16 protein-coding genes, 1 riboswitch and 1 other annotated feature are annotated in these 19,466 nt (G+C 38.7%); of the genes, 12 read left to right on the forward strand and 4 right to left on the reverse strand.

Going from position 1 to position 19,466, the window contains the following annotated elements:
• Nucleotide 1 precedes the first annotated feature (1 nt).
• The 3 genes from N7548_RS04035 to gpmI all read right to left on the reverse strand — a co-directional run bounded on the left by N7548_RS04035 (nt 2) and on the right by gpmI (nt 4,483).
• On the reverse strand, nt 2-592 hold the full coding sequence (locus N7548_RS04035) for a LemA family protein (RefSeq protein WP_263608148.1): 591 nt from the start codon (nt 590-592) through the stop codon (nt 2-4).
• A 148-nt stretch (nt 593-740) separates the two neighbouring features.
• Nucleotides 741-2,825, reverse strand: coding sequence for an alpha-amylase family glycosyl hydrolase (locus N7548_RS04040; protein ID WP_263608149.1), 2,085 nt, complete (start codon nt 2,823-2,825; stop codon nt 741-743).
• A gap of 122 nt (nt 2,826-2,947) precedes the next feature.
• Complete coding sequence (gene gpmI / locus N7548_RS04045) at nt 2,948-4,483, reverse strand: 2,3-bisphosphoglycerate-independent phosphoglycerate mutase (protein WP_263608150.1); 1,536 nt, start codon at nt 4,481-4,483, stop codon at nt 2,948-2,950.
• Between the two features lie 213 nt (nt 4,484-4,696).
• Here gpmI and N7548_RS04050 point away from each other — a divergent pair, with 213 nt between their 5' ends.
• The 5 genes from N7548_RS04050 (at nt 4,697) to eno (ending at nt 9,191) form a co-directional block, all read left to right on the forward strand.
• Nucleotides 4,697-5,524, forward strand: coding sequence for a DUF3137 domain-containing protein (locus tag N7548_RS04050; RefSeq protein ID WP_263608151.1), 828 nt, complete (start codon nt 4,697-4,699; stop codon nt 5,522-5,524).
• Between the two features lie 12 nt (nt 5,525-5,536).
• Complete coding sequence (locus tag N7548_RS04055; protein ID WP_263608152.1) at nt 5,537-6,361, forward strand: DUF3137 domain-containing protein; 825 nt, start codon at nt 5,537-5,539, stop codon at nt 6,359-6,361.
• Nucleotides 6,362-6,399: 38 nt separating this feature from the next.
• Nucleotides 6,400-6,514: riboswitch (FMN riboswitch) on the forward strand.
• A gap of 64 nt (nt 6,515-6,578) precedes the next feature.
• Nucleotides 6,579-7,277 (forward strand): ECF transporter S component, encoded by a 699-nt coding sequence (locus N7548_RS04060; protein WP_263608153.1) that lies wholly within the window; start codon nt 6,579-6,581, stop codon nt 7,275-7,277.
• A 23-nt stretch (nt 7,278-7,300) separates the two neighbouring features.
• Nucleotides 7,301-7,795 (forward strand): hypothetical protein, encoded by a 495-nt coding sequence (locus N7548_RS04065; RefSeq protein ID WP_263608154.1) that lies wholly within the window; start codon nt 7,301-7,303, stop codon nt 7,793-7,795.
• Between the two features lie 100 nt (nt 7,796-7,895).
• Nucleotides 7,896-9,191 (forward strand): phosphopyruvate hydratase, encoded by a 1,296-nt coding sequence (eno, locus tag N7548_RS04070; protein WP_263608155.1) that lies wholly within the window; start codon nt 7,896-7,898, stop codon nt 9,189-9,191.
• A 37-nt stretch (nt 9,192-9,228) separates the two neighbouring features.
• Here the strand turns inward: eno and N7548_RS04075 are convergent, their stop codons facing one another.
• On the reverse strand, nt 9,229-10,245 hold the full coding sequence (locus N7548_RS04075) for a hypothetical protein (protein ID WP_263608156.1): 1,017 nt from the start codon (nt 10,243-10,245) through the stop codon (nt 9,229-9,231).
• A gap of 170 nt (nt 10,246-10,415) precedes the next feature.
• Between N7548_RS04075 and rnr the strand changes: the two genes are divergently transcribed.
• The 7 genes from rnr to ruvX all read left to right on the forward strand — a co-directional run bounded on the left by rnr (nt 10,416) and on the right by ruvX (nt 19,464).
• Entirely contained in the window at nt 10,416-12,479 is a 2,064-nt protein-coding gene (rnr, locus tag N7548_RS04080) for a ribonuclease R (RefSeq protein WP_263608157.1), read from the forward strand.
• Nucleotides 12,430-12,900 carry an SsrA-binding protein SmpB gene (gene smpB, locus N7548_RS04085; protein WP_263608158.1) on the forward strand — a complete coding sequence of 157 codons (471 nt, stop codon included), beginning with the start codon at nt 12,430-12,432 and terminating at the stop codon, nt 12,898-12,900. Before rnr ends, smpB begins: the two co-directional genes overlap by 50 nt.
• The gene (locus N7548_RS04090) at nt 12,890-13,879 is read left to right on the forward strand and encodes a patatin-like phospholipase family protein (RefSeq protein WP_263608160.1); all 990 of its coding nucleotides are present in this window, start codon (nt 12,890-12,892) and stop codon (nt 13,877-13,879) included. The genes smpB and N7548_RS04090 overlap by 11 nt, the downstream gene beginning before the upstream one ends.
• Nucleotides 13,880-14,749, forward strand: a complete 870-nt coding sequence (locus N7548_RS04095; protein ID WP_263608161.1) for a phosphatase PAP2 family protein — start codon at nt 13,880-13,882, stop codon at nt 14,747-14,749.
• Nucleotides 14,746-16,182, forward strand: a complete 1,437-nt coding sequence (locus tag N7548_RS04100) for a CotH kinase family protein (protein ID WP_263608163.1) — start codon at nt 14,746-14,748, stop codon at nt 16,180-16,182. Before N7548_RS04095 ends, N7548_RS04100 begins: the two co-directional genes overlap by 4 nt.
• A 45-nt stretch (nt 16,183-16,227) precedes the next feature.
• Nucleotides 16,228-16,409 (forward strand) — a binding site (T-box leader).
• A gap of 38 nt (nt 16,410-16,447) precedes the next feature.
• Entirely contained in the window at nt 16,448-19,051 is a 2,604-nt protein-coding gene (alaS, locus tag N7548_RS04105; RefSeq protein WP_263608165.1) for an alanine--tRNA ligase, read from the forward strand.
• Complete coding sequence (gene ruvX / locus N7548_RS04110; RefSeq protein WP_263608167.1) at nt 19,048-19,464, forward strand: Holliday junction resolvase RuvX; 417 nt, start codon at nt 19,048-19,050, stop codon at nt 19,462-19,464. The genes alaS and ruvX overlap by 4 nt, the downstream gene beginning before the upstream one ends.
• Nucleotides 19,465-19,466: the final 2 nt, after the last annotated feature.

Consider the following 19,466-nt stretch of genomic DNA (forward strand, 5'->3'; position numbering starts at 1 on the left):
CCTAATCACCAAAATTGATGTCTGGTACTTCACCGGCACCATCATTGATTTTCCAATAGGTTTTGCTGGTATCAAAATTAAACATTTGAACAAATAAAACCCTTGGGAATTGACGGGCCGAACGGTTATAAGTTTCAACCGATTCGTTGTATCTTAAACGCGCGGTACTCAATGCGGATTCCATGGAACTGATTTCAATCATTAAACTGATATATACTTGATTCGATTTGATTTCCGGGTTGTCTTCGACGATTGCTAATAAAGCGTTGATGGCTTCAACTTGTAAAGCGTCGGCTTCAGCCATGCCATCCGGATCACCTGCGAGTTTCGCAGCAGCGTAGGATGTACGCGCTTCAGTAATCATGGTGAAAATCGATTGTTCAACCGCTGTGTATCCTTCGACGACGTCGACCAGTTGATCAATCTTGTCTGTTCTTTCTTGTAGTCTATTATCGATTTGTGCCATACGTCCATTGATAGATTCATCTAAATCAACCAAACGGTTGTAGCCAACCATAAGTGTGATTCCTGTGATAACGATGAGTAAGCTAATGAAACCTGCCAACCCTAAAATAATGCCTTTTGAACCCATAGATTATCCCTCCCACGTGATAACAAATTTTTATACATTATACATCGACTTTTTCACTTTATCAAACGATTGGTCACAGATATTGAGAATATTATTAAAAAAATATTAAAATCGCGTCTAAATAACAAAAAAATAGCCTTTTTAGGGGCTATTTTGATTTGTTTTTTTGTAATACCAAGATTTTAACTTCACCAGCACCCATGAAGAAATATGGGTTTTGGTTTTCATCGAATTCATAGAACATTCTAGGGCCGGATTCATGCATCGCATACAAGATACGACCTTCATTCTGATTTAAATCGAAACGCTTGCGAATCGGTCTTAAATCAATCTTCACGTGTTGTGCATCAAATGGATTGGCATTACCTACGATGATGAGTACTTCATCTTTCGCTTCGTAAGCAAATCCCACTGGATTATACCCTTCTAGGAAGCTGATCGGGATGTAGTTTTTCTTATCGGTGATGACATTGATGTATTTCTTACGAATCGGTTTAACTCTTGCAAGATTATCTGGAATGTCGTTATGCATGTGATTTAAATAATGTAACGCAAACTTATCGAACAACGCTAACTTCATGTAGAATGGGTCATCAGCTGGTAACATATAGAGTTCGTTCGGTCGTGGGTCAATCCCTGTATTCATCGGTTGACGTTCATAAACTTCTTGACCAGAGTTGATGAATGGTACACCATTTGGCATAAACATATTCATGACAGTTAAGAACTTGGATAGGTTTTGTCCCCCATCACGTGCGGCTAATCTAGGGGTATCGTGGGTTTCACCACAGGCAAATACGGCACAATCTAAATCCACACTCTTATAATAGAAGTGATGGAGTTTACCTTCCCAAATATGAGGTTGCATCGAGAAACCATTACCGATGATCATGTTGTAACCCAAACCTCTCGCAAACTTCGCGTTGTCGACATTGAGTTCTTCAGCAATAAATGCGAAATCAGGATCCACTTCACGCGCGGTTTTAATGATTTGGTTGACCAATTCCTTAGGTAATGCATGTCCCATATCGATTCTCGCACCATCAATACCATAGGTTTTTTGATAGTGAGGGATGATGTTGGCTAAGGTATCCCACAACTCTTTGTTGGGCTTATGTCCAGGGTATAAATTGGATTTGATGGTATCAAACAAAATGTAAGGCGCGACATTCTTATCTTCTAAGAATTTAGAGGTTTCAATTGGATGGTCAAGATACATTCTAAAGAACGTCACATCGGTCCAAGGTGGTTGAATATCATTGATATGATCAGAGAACGCTGGGGCGATGGTCAATCCAAAGTGTTTGTCTACCAATTCAAGGATAGAACCACCTTTTCTTGCGTATTCTTTCTTGAGTTTAGCCCAAAGTTCCTTGTTTTGAGTCTTTGGATCAAATTGGAAACGACGGATGTGTTCTAAGACTTTCTTACTCTTATACACCGTCGGCATATATTTCATGGTAGGTGATACAGTTCGATCATTGATTTCATCCACATATGGTGGGTTATATACCGCTAAATCCGAGGATTTAATCCAGTAGAACCAATCTGGATGATCAATAATGAGGTCACTTTCGGTGGCGTTGGTTCTTGGAATGATATCAATCATCACACGCATACCCAATGTATGAGCGGCTTCAACCAAGGCTTGGAATTGGTCATCGAGTGATAAGGCTTCACCAACCATAGGGTCGGCTAAACTAGGGTCTAATTCAAAGAAGTTTGATACACCATAAGGTGAACCCAATTCACCTTTTTTGTTTTTCAATGAGAATTTGGAAATCGGTAATAAGTAGATGGCATCGACACCCATTTTATCGAGTAATGGGAGTAGGGCTAACGTCTTGATGAATGTACCGGTTTCTTTTAAATGGTAAATATTGTTTTCATCGACATAACCGTTACGGTCATGGTCCCATGTGGTGGACGTACGAATCATCATGGAATAGACGGTGGATTTTAAAATCCAGTCACCACCCATATGCTTTTTCGCAATCTTCGCTTCTTTGAGTTGAGACAAAGAGGCTACTTCATGGCTTTCATAGTGTTTTAATAAGACTTGGTCGATTAGATCCACCAAAAAATCATAGGGGTTCACCAAGTGTTCCCCGTTATTCAAAATCGATAATGACGAATGACCAAACAAATTAAACATTTCAGGTATTGCATAATTGAGTGGATAGTTTGGTTTATTGGCCACTAACGCTTCGCGTAGTTTTAATAGTTTTGACATATAGTATCCTCACTTTACCATACTTCATTATAGCATGGCTCATTTACATTTAACATTGTTAAGGCGAAAAGAAGAAAGCGTTTACACATAGAAAGCATCAAAAAAGATGGCGAACCATCTCTTTATTTAATGATTAAGGATTTTCCAGTCATTTCGGCTGGTTGTTCAACCCCAAGTAAGTCTAACATGGTTGGTGCGACATCACACAATGCGCCACCATCACGTAGTTTTAAACCTTTCTTAGTAACAACCACCGGGACTAGGTTAGTGGTATGTGCAGTATGAGGTTTACCAAACTCATCGCGCATTTTTTCAGCGTTACCATGGTCTGCTAAGACGATGGCTGTACCACCGATTTGTTCAATGGCTTTCATGACTTTGCCTAAGCATTCATCGACCGCTTCAACCGCTTTTGTGGTGGCTTCAATCGATCCGGTATGACCAACCATATCTGGGTTTGCGAAGTTCAACACCATGGTGTCATAGTTGTTAGTCAATAACGCTTCAACGACTTTATCGGTGAGTTCATAAGCGCTCATTTCCGGTTTTAAATCGTAGGTTGGTACTTTTGGAGAAGGTACTAAAATACGGGTTGCACCTTTAAGTTCATAATCCGCTCCACCATCGAAGAAGAAGGTGACATGGGCATACTTTTCAGTTTCTGCGGCTCTGATTTGATTGAGACCTGCATTCGCGATGACTTGACCATAAATATTTTTTAAGTCATTGAGTTCAAATGCGATTGGACCTTTCACAGTATATGCATAATGCATCATTGAAACAAAAAATAAGTTGTGTGGGATATGGGATGCATCAAAGGTTGCTTTACCTTCAGCGTAGTATTTGGATACTTCACTTGGGTTAGAAAAAGCGGTTGCGATACGAATCGCTCTATCTGGACGGAAGTTTGCGAAAATGATTGCGTCATTGTCTTCAATTAAGCCTTTTTTATTGACGATGAATGGGACAACAAATTCATCAGTAACGCCATTCGCGTAAGATTCTTCAATACCACAAATTGGGCAGTCTTTTTCTTCGCCTTTACCTAGGGTCATCGCGTCAACTGATTTTTGTAAACGATCCCAGTTGTTGTCGCGGTCCATTGCGTAATAACGGCCATGAACGGTCGCGATACGTGCACCAGCTTCAATCAATTCTTTGACATAACCTAAACCGGATGTTTGAGGGGTATCTCTACCATCTAAGAACGCATGGTAATAGGTTTTTTGTTCTAATCCATGGGTTTTCGCAAGATCCATCAAAGCGATGATGTGTTTTGAAGATGCGTGGACACCACCATCACCAGCTAATCCGAAAATATGTAATTTAGAGTTGAATTTTTTCACATGTGCAATCGCGTCTAAAAACGCTTGGTTTTGGAAAAAGGAACCATCTTTGATTGCGACATTGACACGTGTTAAGGATTGATAAACAACACGTCCAGCCCCTAAGTTCAAATGACCAACTTCACTGTTACCCATTTGACCTTCAGGTAAGCCAACGGCTTCCTCAGAAGCTTGAAGTTTGCTATTTGGATAGTTGGCTAAAAGACCATCCAATGTGGGTTTTTTCGCAAGTGTCACTGAATTCGAATCACTCGCAGGTGCTAACCCTTGACCATCTAAAATAATTAATCCGACAAATTTTTTTGTACTCATGAATATGCCTCATTTCTATTTTTACCAATGTTATTATATAACAATGGCCATCAAAATAGAAATTGAAAGTGTTTACCGATAGAAAAATGTGAAAAACACATCGATATAAGCGTTCTAATATGAATCTTCGAATAGGTATAAAAATAATTGGAATAAACTATTTATGTAATCATTCAAGTGTGTTATAATTTGCATCATAAAGGATGTTGAACTATGACCATTGAACAGTTTGTCCAAAAACAAATAAAGTACCAAACCATTCGCCGTATCGCGGTGATTGTCGCTGTCTTATCACCATTGGGTTTTTTTGCAGGCATTTGGTGGCTTTCTATCCTAATTGTTGTATTAATCATTGCTTGTATTGGTGTATACATGAATTTACAAGAACGCTATACCCAATTGGCATTATCCTTTAAAAAAGATCACCTTAAACAAGCGATTGAATCCCGTTATCCAAATGTTCGATTTGATATGAATAAAGGCTTTTTGCCCATCGATGTTTATGGGTCTAAGTTGATTGAACGTGGCGATATTTTCAAAAGTGAAGACATGCTTCAAGGCAAGATCGGAACTACCCGGTTTAGAACCGCTGATGTGAAGATTCAATTTGAACGTTTGGGCCGTAACGGTCGTCAAATCATCACCCGTTTTAGTGGAAAATATTATGAGATAGAGTTACCATTTATTATCAATAAACCAGTTTATATCGTGAACAACGGGGCAGAAAAGTTTGGTATTAAATTGGGCTTACCAAGGGTAGATTTTGAATACATTGACTTTAACAATGAAGTCGATGTGTATGCTTCTGATACCGAGGCTGCATTTAAATTACTTAAACCAAAAGCAATGGAAAGCATCTTAAAATTACGACAAAAATATGGATCTGTGGCTTTCGCATTTTTCAATAAAACCATGGTGGTAGCGATGGAAGGTCGCAATAGCTTTGAATTCTATATTCACCGAAAAATTGACAAACACTTTTTAGAAACCATCGAACAGGAGATTCAAACATTAATTGATTTATCGACTTCAGTGAAATAGGGGGATGATTATATGAACGCACACGGATATGAAACCAAGAAAAGCCTCTATGAAAGCCTAACTGTATTGGGTTTTGTTTTGGTTGCTTTCGGATTCATCTTATTTACCGCCCAACCAGTCATTGGTTTTATGTTGTTTATCGGTGGTGGCATTCTTTCGGTTGCTATGAGTACAGCATTTAAAAAACTCTCGACACAGTTTAAATATGAATATGTCAAAAAAAGCATCGAAGAGCTCTATCCAACCACAGAATTCAATCCACAAAAGGGATTTTCCAAAGAAGAAGTCTATGATACCTTGGTTTTAAATAAAGAAGACCGATTTGCGAGTGAAGACATGATTGAAGGTACACTATTCAACAGACGTTTTAGATGTGCTGATTTACATCTACAAGATGTTAGAAGTAATGGTAAGTCTACGACAGTGGTCACTGTATTCAGAGGTCGTTTTTATGAAATTGAATTTGATAAAATACTATCAACGCCGGTTTATATTGTTGCCAACCAAGGGATGTTTACTCGATTTACCGGATTTGAAAAGATGGAAATGGAATATGTCGCGTTTAACCAAGCCTTCGATGTGTTTGGACAAGATGCATTACAAACCTTTCGTTTAATCAAACCAAGGTTTATGGAACATGTGATGTCTTTAAAGAATCGATATAAAGGAATTCAGTTTGGTTTTATTGGCAATAAATTATATGTCGCGATTAAAAACGGGGTAGACACCTTTGATTTAAAGATGTTTAAACCGATTGATTATAGTTATTTGAACGAAATCAAAACCGAATTTGAAGACATCAAAATCATGATTGAAACGCTTACAAGTGAATTGTAATTGACTAATGATTATAAATTTTCTATAATGTAGCTGAGTTAATACTTCGGGGCAAGGTGAAATTCCTTGATCGGCGGTAAAGTCCGCGAACCTTTGGGTTGAACTGGTGCAATTCCAGTACCGACAGTATAGTCTGGATGGGAGAAGAAAGAGGTTTTTTAGCCTGTTTTTTGCCGTCACCCTGGAGTGGCGGCATTTTTGTTCATAGGAGGATAATATGAGAACAAATTACAGATTAAAAAAACTCATTTTTATTGCTTCGCTTGCAGCCATTTCAGTCGTTTTCGGTTTAATCGAGATTCCACTCGGTTTACCGTGGCTTAAACTGGATGTAAGCGAAATCGCGATTTTAGTCGCGGCAGTCGTGATTGGGTACAAAGGCGCATTTGGATTGGTCATCCTTAGAGGATTATTCAGACAAGCGTTCCAAGGCCAATTATTTATGCCAACCGAATTGGTTGGCGAAGCCATCGCAATGGTTGCGAGTACGGTATTGTTGTTAACCTATTATGGGTTGTCCAAAGCCATTAAAACCTACCGTAAACCGTTGATTTCTGAAGCAGTTGTTGAACCACAAGCTGTTTCATCTTTAGAGATTTTAGTCATCATCGGTGGTTTAACATTCTCTCTAACCGTGGTTATGATTACCTTAAATATTTTCGTGTTAACACCAATCTATTTAAGTACTTATGATGCGGTGTTCCAATTCTTCGAGTTTGAAACATTCCATTTTACAGCATTCACGTTGTTAAATGATCCGGGTATGGCAAATATATTCGGTGCAGATTTATCGAGTTGGAACCTATATGTTACATATATCGTGGTAAATTATACGTTGTTGAATCTTGCCAAAGGATTCATCACAAGTATGTTATTTTTGCCAATTAAATCGACATTGGAGAAAGTTGAGTTATAATAGAAGTCGAAAAGAGGTGAGCTATGAAGCACTTATTATATGAATTGAAACAGCCATTTCTTAAATCCGATATGAGACGATTTTTGTTTGAAGGATTTCTTGCAAGCATTGTCTTTGGTGGATTTATTGGCGCTTTTGAATTCATTTTAGCGAATTTTTTTAACCCTATTTTCGCTATTATAGCATTCCTAATTTTATTTTATTTTTTGGCAGATCGGTTGTATCGCAGTTTTAGTCAATATCATATCTGGTATTCCATTCTCGCTGTGTTCTTCCTATTGTTTAGCGAGTATATTATGGGATTAACATCGTACTTATTGTTTGAACAAATTATTTCTGGCAATGCATTAAACCTATTTAGTGATTTTTGGTCAGCAGTACTGGTACTGAATCCACTGCTCTACTTTCAATTTTTATGGTTTTGGATATTGGATTTTGAAGTCATCATTAATAATCTGTTACAACTCCTATTTACCATTTATTTCAGCTACTTAATCTATCAAAGGATGAAACGCTGATTCGAAACCGCTTTTATTGGGTTCACACTTTATTTTAACTACCCCTTAGGGTATAATACTTACGGAATATTGAGATACTATATATAAAGGAGAAAAAATTATGCCATTTATTTCAGATGTGTATGCAAGAGAAGTACTTGACTCACGTGGAAACCCTACAGTTGAAGTAGAAGTTTACACAGAAAGTGGTGCATTCGGTAGAGCTTTAGTGCCATCCGGAGCTTCCACAGGTGAATACGAAGCTGTTGAATTAAGAGACGGCGACAAAAAGAGATTTTTAGGAAAAGGTGTGTTAAAGGCCGTTGAAAACGTCAATGACATCATCGCTCCAGAAATCATTGGTTACGCGGTTACTGACCAAGTAGCAATCGACAGATTGATGATTGAACTTGACGGTACCCCTAACAAATCTAAATTAGGTGCAAACGCAATTTTAGGCGTTTCCATGGCTGTAGCAAGAGCAGCTGCAGACTTCCTAGGTGTGTCACTTTATAACTACTTAGGTGGATTCAATGCGAAACAATTACCAGTCCCAATGATGAACATCATCAATGGTGGTGCGCATGCAGACAACAACATCGACTTCCAAGAATTCATGATTCTACCAGTAGGTGCAAAATCATTCAAACAAGCCATCCAATGGGGTGCTGAAGTATTCCATAACCTTAAGAGCGTATTAAAATCCAAGGGCTATAATACAGCAGTTGGTGACGAAGGTGGATTCGCACCAAACCTAGGTTCTAACGAAGAAGCCATCCAAGTAATTCTTGAAGCGATTAAAAAAGCTGGTTTCGAAGCTGGTAAAGACATTTTCTTAGGTATGGACGTTGCAGCATCTGAATTCTACAACGCAGAAACCAAGAAGTATGTACTTGAAGGTGAAGGCGGCAAAGCATTCAGCTCAGAAGAATTGGTTCAATTCTATGTTGGTTTAGCAAACAAATACCCAATCATCACCATCGAAGACGGTTTCGACCAAAACGACTGGCATGGTTGGAAGTTATTAACCGAAGCTTTAGGCAACAAGATTCAATTGGTTGGTGATGATTTATTCGTTACAAACACTGAAAGATTGGCTATGGGTATCGAAAAAGGTATCGCTAACTCCATCTTGATTAAAGTCAACCAAATCGGTACATTAACCGAAACTTTCGACGCTATGGAAATGGCTAAGAGAGCTGGTTATACCGCTGTTGTTTCTCACCGTTCTGGTGAAACAGAAGACACCACCATCGCTGACATCGTGGTTGCAGTAAACGCTGGTCAAATTAAGACTGGTTCTGCATCCCGTACAGACAGAATTGCTAAGTACAACCAATTGCTTCGTATCGAAGATGAATTAGGTGAAACCGCACAATTCCATGGCATCAAGTCTTTCTACAACTTAAAGAAATAGTTTAAAAAAAATGCCCAGCGAAAGCTGAGCATTTTTTTTAGGTGTTTTGTGAATATTTTTTGATGAGATTGTCTTCTATATAATAATAACCAAATGAATCTTCATGAACATAAACACTTAATACGACGTGATTAGAATTTTTTTCGACACGATTTGTTATCAACATTTCGTTAAAAATATAAAAATGAGATGAAGTTTCTATAACGTAGTAAGGATGTTTTGGATGATGTTTGATGAATGCACCTTCAAGATCAAATTTGGGTGATTTCGTTAAATCCCAATAAATATATTGGTATGTCTCATCCCTGTGTAAAGATAAGATGGTTTTTGTGTCATTGATTTCTTTTGCAAAAACAACGTCATCATCGATTTGAGTGGCTGTATAAACCACCATACCGTTTTCAAAATGAATGATGATTTGATATAACATTTGTGCATGTCTGGCGGTGACACGATATATGGTATCCTCACTATGAATGGTGTACCACTGATATAGATCTGGGCGAATTTTTGTTTGTTTTTGAGGTGTTGTTGCATGTATATCCATAATGTCATAATCGACATAAGGTCCTTCTTTAAATCCGGTTCTACTTGAATTGAATGGGCATGGATTGCCTGTACCAAAACAGGCATCCTGGACAGAGACATTGAAACCATCAACGAAACCATTGTAAAGGTCCATAGCATAATAATGTCCAGTGATGCTCACCCGCTTGGTTGCGCTATATTGACTTATTTCACCATCAACGCGCAAGTACACCTGGGGATTTTGATCCGGATCCATGTAAAAATGCAAAATTTTAATCTCATTTTCATAATTTGGTAGTGCATAAGTTCGATAAACTTCAAATATTTCACCATTAAGTTTTAATGCCAATAAAATCGTTTGGTTGTTTTGTTCAGCCAACATTAGGGTATAAATATCATCATCTACAACTTCATATAGTGGTTCTTCATCATATGAATTCGAGATTAAAGTATAGGTTACCTCTTTTTGACAACCAGCCAATAAAAATATGAACATTATTTGGAATAATAAGAATGCTTTTTTCATATAAAACACCTTCTTTATTAGAATGATTTTATCACTTACTTAAATAAAAGTCATTTCATTTTTTTATTTTTTTGAAATTTTATTAGTTACTTATATTTACACGCATTTTTCGGATTTGTGAATGTATGTTCTATACCTTATGGTATAATATTTAAGAAGTTGGTGAACCCATGAAACTAATCACACTGTTTAAAGATGGCGCTACGCATACATTTGAGTCGCTCCAAGAAATCACCCATCTAGATGCCATCACTTTATCGGGAAAACTCGATGAATTGTTGAATCAAAAGAGGGTAACCAAAAAAGATACACTATATACGTTAAAATCGAGTTATGCCATTGGCTTATTAGATATCAAAAATCAAGGTTTTGGTTTTTTACTTCAACCGGAAGATGATTTATATATATACGAAGAAGACATGGGTTTCGCGCTTGATGGCGATTTGGTTTTGGTCCATGTAGGTGCTAGAAACAAGGTGGTTGATGTCTTAGAACACAACACCACAGAACTCGTCGTCCATGTAAAAAAAATGAACACACAATATGTGTTTTTACCAATTAAACCACTCAGATTGACGATTCAAGTGGAATCCAAACAACCTTTTTTAGGTGGTGAAGTTTTACTGATTGGTTTGGAAAAATACGAAGGTAAAACGGTATTTGGAACGATTAAGAAGACCTTAGGGTTTGAAACCGACCCAGGTATGGATATCCTTGAATTGGTCTATCAAGCCAACTGGCCTTATGAGTTTTCTAAGGAAGCTTTGAATGAGGCGGAAACCATTGAATCCGTGGACATCGCCCAAAGAAGAGAAGTTAAAGATGAACTCATCGTGACCATTGATGGTACCGATGCGAAAGATTTAGATGACGCAGTCGCCTTGAAAAAAGTCGATAATCACTATGTTTTATCGGTGCATATCGCAGATGTCTCTGCCTATGTTCAACCGAATTCGTTTTTGGACAAAGACGCTTTAGATCGAACCACTTCAGTTTATTTGGCTGACCGCGTGATACCGATGTTACCACGCAAACTATCCAATGATTTATGTAGTTTAAATGCAGGGACTCGAAAGAAATGTTTATCTGTCACCATGACGCTTGACTTAGATGCGAACGTGATTGACCATAAGATTGAACAAACCTGGATTTCAGTAGATAAACGACTCAATTACGATGAAGTCAACTTGTTCCTCGATGGTGAAACTTCACTTTATACACCACAAATCGAACTGATGATCATTCAAATGGCCGAATTGTCGTCTATTTTAGAAGAAAAACGACGTGAACGCGGGGCTTTAGAATTTAAATCCCTTGAATTTAAATATGAAACAGATGATTTAGGTAATATTATTGATATTCATCCGTATGTGACCGGTAGGGGTCAAAAATTGATTGAATCCTTCATGGTTCTAGCCAATGAAACCGTATCGATGCATTTATCATCGATGGAACTACCATGTATCTACCGTGTCCATGACAAACCAACTGAAGAAAAATTGATCAATGTGATGAATATGGTCAAAGAGATGGGCATCAAAATCCCAAAACTGCACCACATTACCCCAAGAACCCTTCAAAATATCATTGATAAACTTGAAGGTCATCCGCTTGAAATCGTCTTTCACACGATGTTTTTAAGAGCGATGCAAAAAGCGGAATACAGTGGTAAAAACATCGGTCACTATGGGTTGGCTTCGAAGTTCTATTCACACTTCACCTCACCCATCAGACGTTATCCGGATTTGTTATTACACAGACTCATTCGTGCGTTTTTGATTGAAACCGATCAATTTGAGGCCAATTATAAATACTATGAATCGGTCATCGAAACGATTGCAGAAAAGTGCTCGGTCATGGAACGCAAAGCCGATGAACTCGAACGCGAAACCGATAAGTTAAAGACCACACAATTTATGGCAAATAAGAAGAACCAAGTCTTTGATGCCATCATATCGAACATCACCAAAGCGGGGATTTTCGTCCGTCTAGAAAACGGCATTGAAGGTTTAGCACCCATCCGCTTAATGAAGGACTACTATTATTTTGATGATATTCGTCTCACCCTAAAAGGCAAAAACAACAAACAAGAGTTCGCGATTGGCAAACCCATCCGCGTTAAACTGATCGATTGTGACATTGTCTTAAGACAGTTGACGTTTACCGTATTTGAGGAAAAGAAAAATGACACAAAAGAATTCCATCGTCACCCAAAACAAAAAGGCAAGGCATGATTATTTCATCGAACAATCGTATGAAGCAGGGATCAACCTGAAAGGAACCGAAGTCAAATCCATCCGTGAAGGCAAAGTTTCTGTCAATGATGCGTATGTTCAAATCAAGCATGGAGAAATATTCATCATCAATATGCACGTTTCCCCCTATACCAACGGAAACTTGTTTAACCATGAGGAAACCAGAACCAGAAAACTCCTCATGCACAAAAAAGAGATTATAAAAATTGAAGCGAAGATCAAAGAAGATGGCTATACAGTGATCCCTTTAAAAGTCTATTTTGTTGAAGGCTTGGTCAAGGTAGAAATCGCGATTGCGAAAGGTAAGAAACTATTCGATAAACGCGAATCCTTAAAAGAAGAAGATGCGAAACAGCATATGAGAAAAACATTAAAGGAGGCTTTCCGACGTGAAAGTTAAAGTTGGATTAATGTTGGGCGGTGGCGGTGCCAAGGGTGGTTATCAACTCGGTGTCATCCGCGCCTTACAAGAAGCCAATTTAATCGACAAAATCGATTGCATCGCTGGCACCTCAATCGGTGCGATCAATGCGCTTTTACTCATGTCTTTAAATGATTCTAATAAAATGAGTGAGATTTGGAATTTGGCACAGGCCAAAAATCCAATCAAACAAAAATTATTTAGAATCAACCAAGACAAAGAAGGTCTATACAGTTTAGAAGTATTACGCGAGATTTTTGACAAGTATATCGACATTAAAAAAGTCAAAAACTCAAAAATAGATACATTTGTTGTGGCGTCTAAAATCATTGACACCAAGAAGATTGCTTCCCAAATTCGCACTGGCAACCATGAAAAGACAGTCTTCCACATAAATAAGATGGAAAACCCGTTTGACGCGGTTATCGCCTCAGCATCCATTCCATTGTTTTTTGGTACAACGTATATCGATGACCAAGCCTATGTCGATGGCGGACTGGTGGATAACAACCCATTAGACATCCTCATCGAACAAGGATGTAATGTCATCTTAAGCGTGCCATTAGACCACGGTTTTAACTACAATGCTTACGCTAATCATAAAATTTTATTCATCAATCTAACAGACTTCAATGTCTTCAGTGCGTTACCACTCATCGATGCGTATGACATCATTAGATTCACCGATGAATCGATTGAAGAACGACGTAACTATGGGTATTTGGTCGCGACTGAAATCGTGCAAAAATTGCGCGAGACCAACATCTTAAAACGTGGTGTTTTAGGGTTGAATGAAAATTTTGTCAAAGTGGATAAATTCACTTATATTGAAGCTCCAAAAGAAACCTATGAACGTGTCAAAACGTTACGTAAAGAACGTAGAATATCCAATAAAGAAGCCCAAAAGCGCTTATCAATCAAAGAGAAGATTGAACAAGCTTTATCTCGAGGTAAGTAAATGCAAATCATAGACTTTTTACAATCATTTTCAAACCCAGTATTGGACTGGGTTATGCGCATCATCACCGAATTTGGTGACCAATACTTTTTCATCCTCTTAGGGGCTATTTTGTATTGGACTGTGGATAAAAAATTCGCTTTCAAATTGATGGTCGCTTATTTGGGTTCTGCCTTCATCAACGGGGGATTAAAAGCCCTAACGAATAAACCTAGACCTTATCAAGAAGGTGCAAGAGCAATCCTTCAAGAAACCGATGGTTCATCGATGCCAAGTGGCCATGCACAAGCTGCAGGCTCATTGGCGATCAACTTATGGAATGAATACTACTATGCTAAATGGGTACGTGGATTGATGATCGCGATGATCATCTTAGTCCCACTTTCACGCATGTACTTAGGTCAGCACTACTTAGAAGATGTGCTGGTAGGCTTGGTTTTAGGCTTGATTCTAGGCTCGACATTCATGTTTTTACTTGGGGTCGGTAATTTTGACCGTGAACATATTAGAGCACTTTATCCAGTACCAGTCTTGATCATACTGATGGCTTTCTTTCATCAAGAACCTTTATTTGTCGCCGGCGGTGCTTATATTGGTTTAGCCGTTGGTTATTTCATTGAAAAAAAATATGTCAAATACAAAGTTGCTGCACCCATTTTTATCCAAATCACGAAAGTCATCATGGGTCTAGCGATTGCGTTGGCCCTTAAAGAAGGTTTAAAACTGGTATTTCCGTACAGCGCATCTGTTGATATCAATCCAACCTTCATGGATTTGGTGTTTGATTTCATACGTTACTTCATCATCGGTATTTGGGCAAGCTTAGGGATGATGTGGGTATCTAAGAAACTGTTTAAGAGAACCAAATGAAAAAACTATTTTTAGGCTTTATCTTATTAAGTTTAATGGCTTTAACAGCTTGTGAAACGCCCATCAATCCAAACCCTGAACCCACACCTGAACCTGAAGTAAATGCCGATTATGAACGACTCTTTGATGATAACAACGAAAAATCCTTTACCTTAGAAGTGACCAGTACTGAATTCTATAAATTAGACCAATATATGGTTGAGTATCGAAATCAATTTGGTGATTTAAAAACCGATGCGGTGGTTCAAGGTAATTTAATCTATCGCGATGAACTTGGTGAACTTGAAGTCGAAAATGTCGCTTGGCGTACCAGAGGGAATACCTCTAGAACCCGAATGATCGATAACGACGGGAATTTAAGACCAGTATCCTATAAAGTCTATTTTGATAAACCACTCTATACTGAAAAAGACTCTGTCGAAGAAAAAGCCATCAAAGACCGCCGTGTCTTTGATATGACAGAACTCAACTTTAAATTCAATCGGAACTATGATTCGACGTACATTAGCGAAAAGTTTTCTTACGATTTATTCAACGCGTTTGATGTGTTTGCACCGCGAATAACACATGCGAAAATGTACCTAAAACTGGGCAATACAACGCACTTTTTAGGGATTTATAATATCATTGAGTCTATCGATCAATCGTTTTTGACCAAACGTTTTCCGAATCAAGACCAAGGCAATCTCTATAAAGTCTTGTGGCAACAATTTGGACCAGCTAGCCTTGAATTGGGCTATGACCCAAGGGCGATTGGTATCAAAGATGAAGACAATCATTACTTCCCAACCTACGATTTAAAGACCAATAAAAAAGCGTTTGATACGTCTGATATTGTCACCTTTATTCAAATGATCAATACCTTAGACAGTAACTACTTCAAGACCTACATCGAAGCGAACTTCGATGTCGATCGTTTGTTAAGACTCCTTGCTGTAGGTGTCATGCTGGGCAATCCAGATGATTACCGCGCGATGGGTAACAATTATTATTTATACAAAAATGATGTCACTGGTAAATGGACCATGATCCCTTATGACTACGACCACGGTTTGGGTCAAGGTTGGGATGGTGCCCCAGTGTTCACGAATTATTCCATCGGGATGGATATTTATGCTTGGGGTAACCTAAACACGGTACTTTATGGTCGGGAAATCACCCATCCACTCACAGATAAATTATTATCTATACCTGAATATCAATTACGATATGAATCCTATTTGAAAGCATTGGTCGAAGGTGATTATTTCAATCAGGAAAACTTTTTATATGCATACCTTTCGGTAAAGACATTGTATGAGAATGACCAACCAAATGCTTTATGGGGCCCTGCTTTTGATTTACGCAACATCGAATGGTACATTGACGGCAAAACCGAAGATATCATAGAACAATTGTCGTATTACGAAAACAACCCGAATCAACGTCCATAAACGATGGATTATACTTGTAAAAGTATGATTTTATGATAAAATAGCAATAGAGCGAAGAACAAGACAAGTAATGAAGACCAAAAGATAGAGAGATCAGTTAGGTGAAAGTGATCACGGTTTGAATGAAGCTACTTGGGAGCAATGGTACACTGGCCTTAACAGTACAATGAAGGGCTAATCCAATGGGTTAGAACTAAGGTGGTACCGCGATTAACATCGTCCTTAGAATGCAAATTCTATGGACTTTTTTTATGGAGGATAAGACATGAGATACATGACCGCAGACGAAATTAGACAAACCTGGCTACGATTTTTTGAATCGAAAGGCCACAAAATTGAACCATCCGCATCCCTCGTTCCAATGGGTGATAAAACCCTTTTATGGATCAATGCAGGGGTCGCACCACTGAAAAAATACTTTGATGGGTCAGCGATGCCACCAAACCCACGTTTAACCAATATCCAAAAGTGTATTCGTACCAACGATATTGATAACGTCGGTAGAACCGCTAGACACCACACTTTTTTTGAAATGCTTGGCAACTTCTCGATTGGGGATTACTTTAAACCAGAAGCGATTGAATTTGGTTTTGAACTTTTAACCAGCGATCGTTATTTTGGATTTCCAATTGAAAAACTCTATATGACTTATTATCCAGATGACTTTGTTGCGAGAGACAAATGGATTTCTTTAGGCGTCGACCCATCTCATCTCATTCCACTCGAATCCAATTTCTGGGAAATTGGTGAAGGTCCTTCCGGTCCAGATACAGAAATCTATTTTGATAGAGGCGAACAATACGATCAACGCGGGTCCGAATTGATTGCGAACGACATTGAAAATGAACGTTATATTGAGATTTGGAACATCGTGTTCTCGCAATACAATGCGAAACCGGGGACCCCTAGAAAAGATTATAAAGAATTACCCAATAAAAACATCGATACCGGTGCCGGTTTAGAACGTTTTGCTTGTGTTATTCAAGGCACCAAGACCAATTTTGAAACCGACTTATTCATGCCAATCATTAAACATACCGAACAATTATCCGGTGTCATCTACACAGGTCAAATGGCCTTTAAAGTCATCGCTGACCATGTAAAAACCTTGTCGATGGCCATCGCCGATGGGGCGATTCTATCGAATGAAGGTAGAGGCTATGTTTTAAGAAGATTGTTAAGACGTGCGACCAAATACGGTAAGAAACTTGGCTTGCAAGAAGCCTTCTTACACCTCTTAGTCGATGATGTCATCGGCATCATGGGTCACTTTTATCCAAATGTTAAAGACAACGAAAAAATGGTTAAACGCGTCATTTTAGCCGAAGAAAATAAATTCCTTGAAACGCTCGCTTCCGGTGAAAAACACCTGTTAGAAGCGCTTGAAGGCGTCTCTGAACTCAAAAAGGAAGACGCATTCAAACTATATGATACCTATGGATTCCCGATTGAACTTACTCTCGAATTATCCGAAGAATTGGGCAAAACGGTAGACCTTGAAGGCTTTAAAGCGTTAATGGAAAGACAAAAAGAACTCTCAAGAGCGAACCGAAACGCTGAAAATTCGATGAAATCTCAAGAAGCAGCGTTCTTATCCTTTAAAACACCAAGCGTATTCATCGGATACGATACATTATCCTCACGTAGTGAAGTCATCAAATCCTTTGAACAAGGCATCGTATTAGACAAAACCCCATTCTACGCGACCATGGGGGGACAGGTTGCTGACAGAGGTACCATCAATGGGTATCCAGTCAAAGACGTGGTTAAATTACCGAATGGTCAAACCTTGCATGTGATGGATGAAACCTTTGATGAAGGCGAAATGGTCGTTTGTGAAGTCGATCAAGACTATCGCACACGCATCATTAAGAACCACTCGGCAGCGCACTTATTCCACAAAGCATTAAAAGTCACTTTAGGTAATCACTCGAACCAACAAGGGTCTCAAGTCAGTGAAGCAACCATGCGTTTTGACTTTAACAACTACGAAGCATTAACTGTTGAAGAATTGCTCAAAATTGAAGCCATCGTCAACGAAGCCATCTTAAGAGATTATCCAGTCGATACCATCGAAATGCCTTTAGAAGAAGCCAAAGCGATGGGTGCGATGGCACTATTTGGTGAGAAATATCACGATGTCGTCAGAGTCGTCAATATCGGAAACTATTCGATCGAACTTTGTGGGGGCACCCATGTGAAACGCACCAGTGATATTGAGCGTTTCGCGATTACCTCCTATGAATCGATTGGTTCAGGGATTTACCGTGTCGAAGCCGTGACTGGTAAATCACTAGAACACGATATGGTGTATGCTTTAAGACCCTTTGAAGCCGAAATCGATACCCTCAAACAAAAAGAAGAACGATTGGTTTCTGAAATGAAGCAAATCGATAGCCGATTTAGAGTCGATTCCCCGAGCAGAAGCCGTTTGATTGGGTCTTATAACGACATCATCGCTTTAAGAAAGTATATTGAAAACTTAAAAGAACACAACAAACAACTCGAAAAGAATTTGTTGCAACTCAAACAAAAACAAGCCCTTACCAACCTCGATCAATATATTGAAAATGACAGTCCTTACCAAGTCATCATCGAAAAGAATTTGGATAAAGACATTCAGAAGCAACTCGTCGACGCAATCTATGATAAAATAAAAGCGGAAGTGGTGTGCCTCATCAATGAAACCGATGAAAAACTCCTATTCTTATGTAAAACAAGATCCATGGATGCGAAAGCCATGATTCAAAAAGCAGCACAAGTTTCGAATGGTTCTGGTGGTGGAAAACCCGATTTCGCTCAAGGTGGTACTGCAGACAAATCCAAACTATCTGAAATTGTCCAATCGTTCAAGGAGTGGTTTAAGTGATTTATATTGGCCTAGATTTAGGGGAGAAAACCTTAGGGATTGCGAGAAGTGATTCAGGGATTTTTTCAACCCCAGTCGGGACCTATCGTTTTTACGAAAACCATTATGAGGATGCAGCAAATCACATTTCAAAGTACATCCTAGAAGAAATGGTGGATGTGGTTGTGTTAGGATATCCTAAGCACATGAACGATGACATTGGCATTCGTGCCCAAGTGAGTGAATCGTTCAAGGCGATGATTGAATCGAAGACCAAAGCCAAAGTGGTTTTGTGGGACGAACGACTATCGACCTATGAAGCATTGAGTTTGATGACCGAAATGGGCATCAAAAAAGACAAACAAAGACAAAAGAAAGATGAATTAGCAGCACTCATCATTCTCCAAAGTTATTTAAATCGAAAAGGAGATTAACC

This window comes from Paracholeplasma manati (genome assembly GCF_025742995.1).
Taxonomy (GTDB): Bacteria; Bacillota_I; Bacilli_A; order Acholeplasmatales; family UBA5453; genus Paracholeplasma; species Paracholeplasma manati.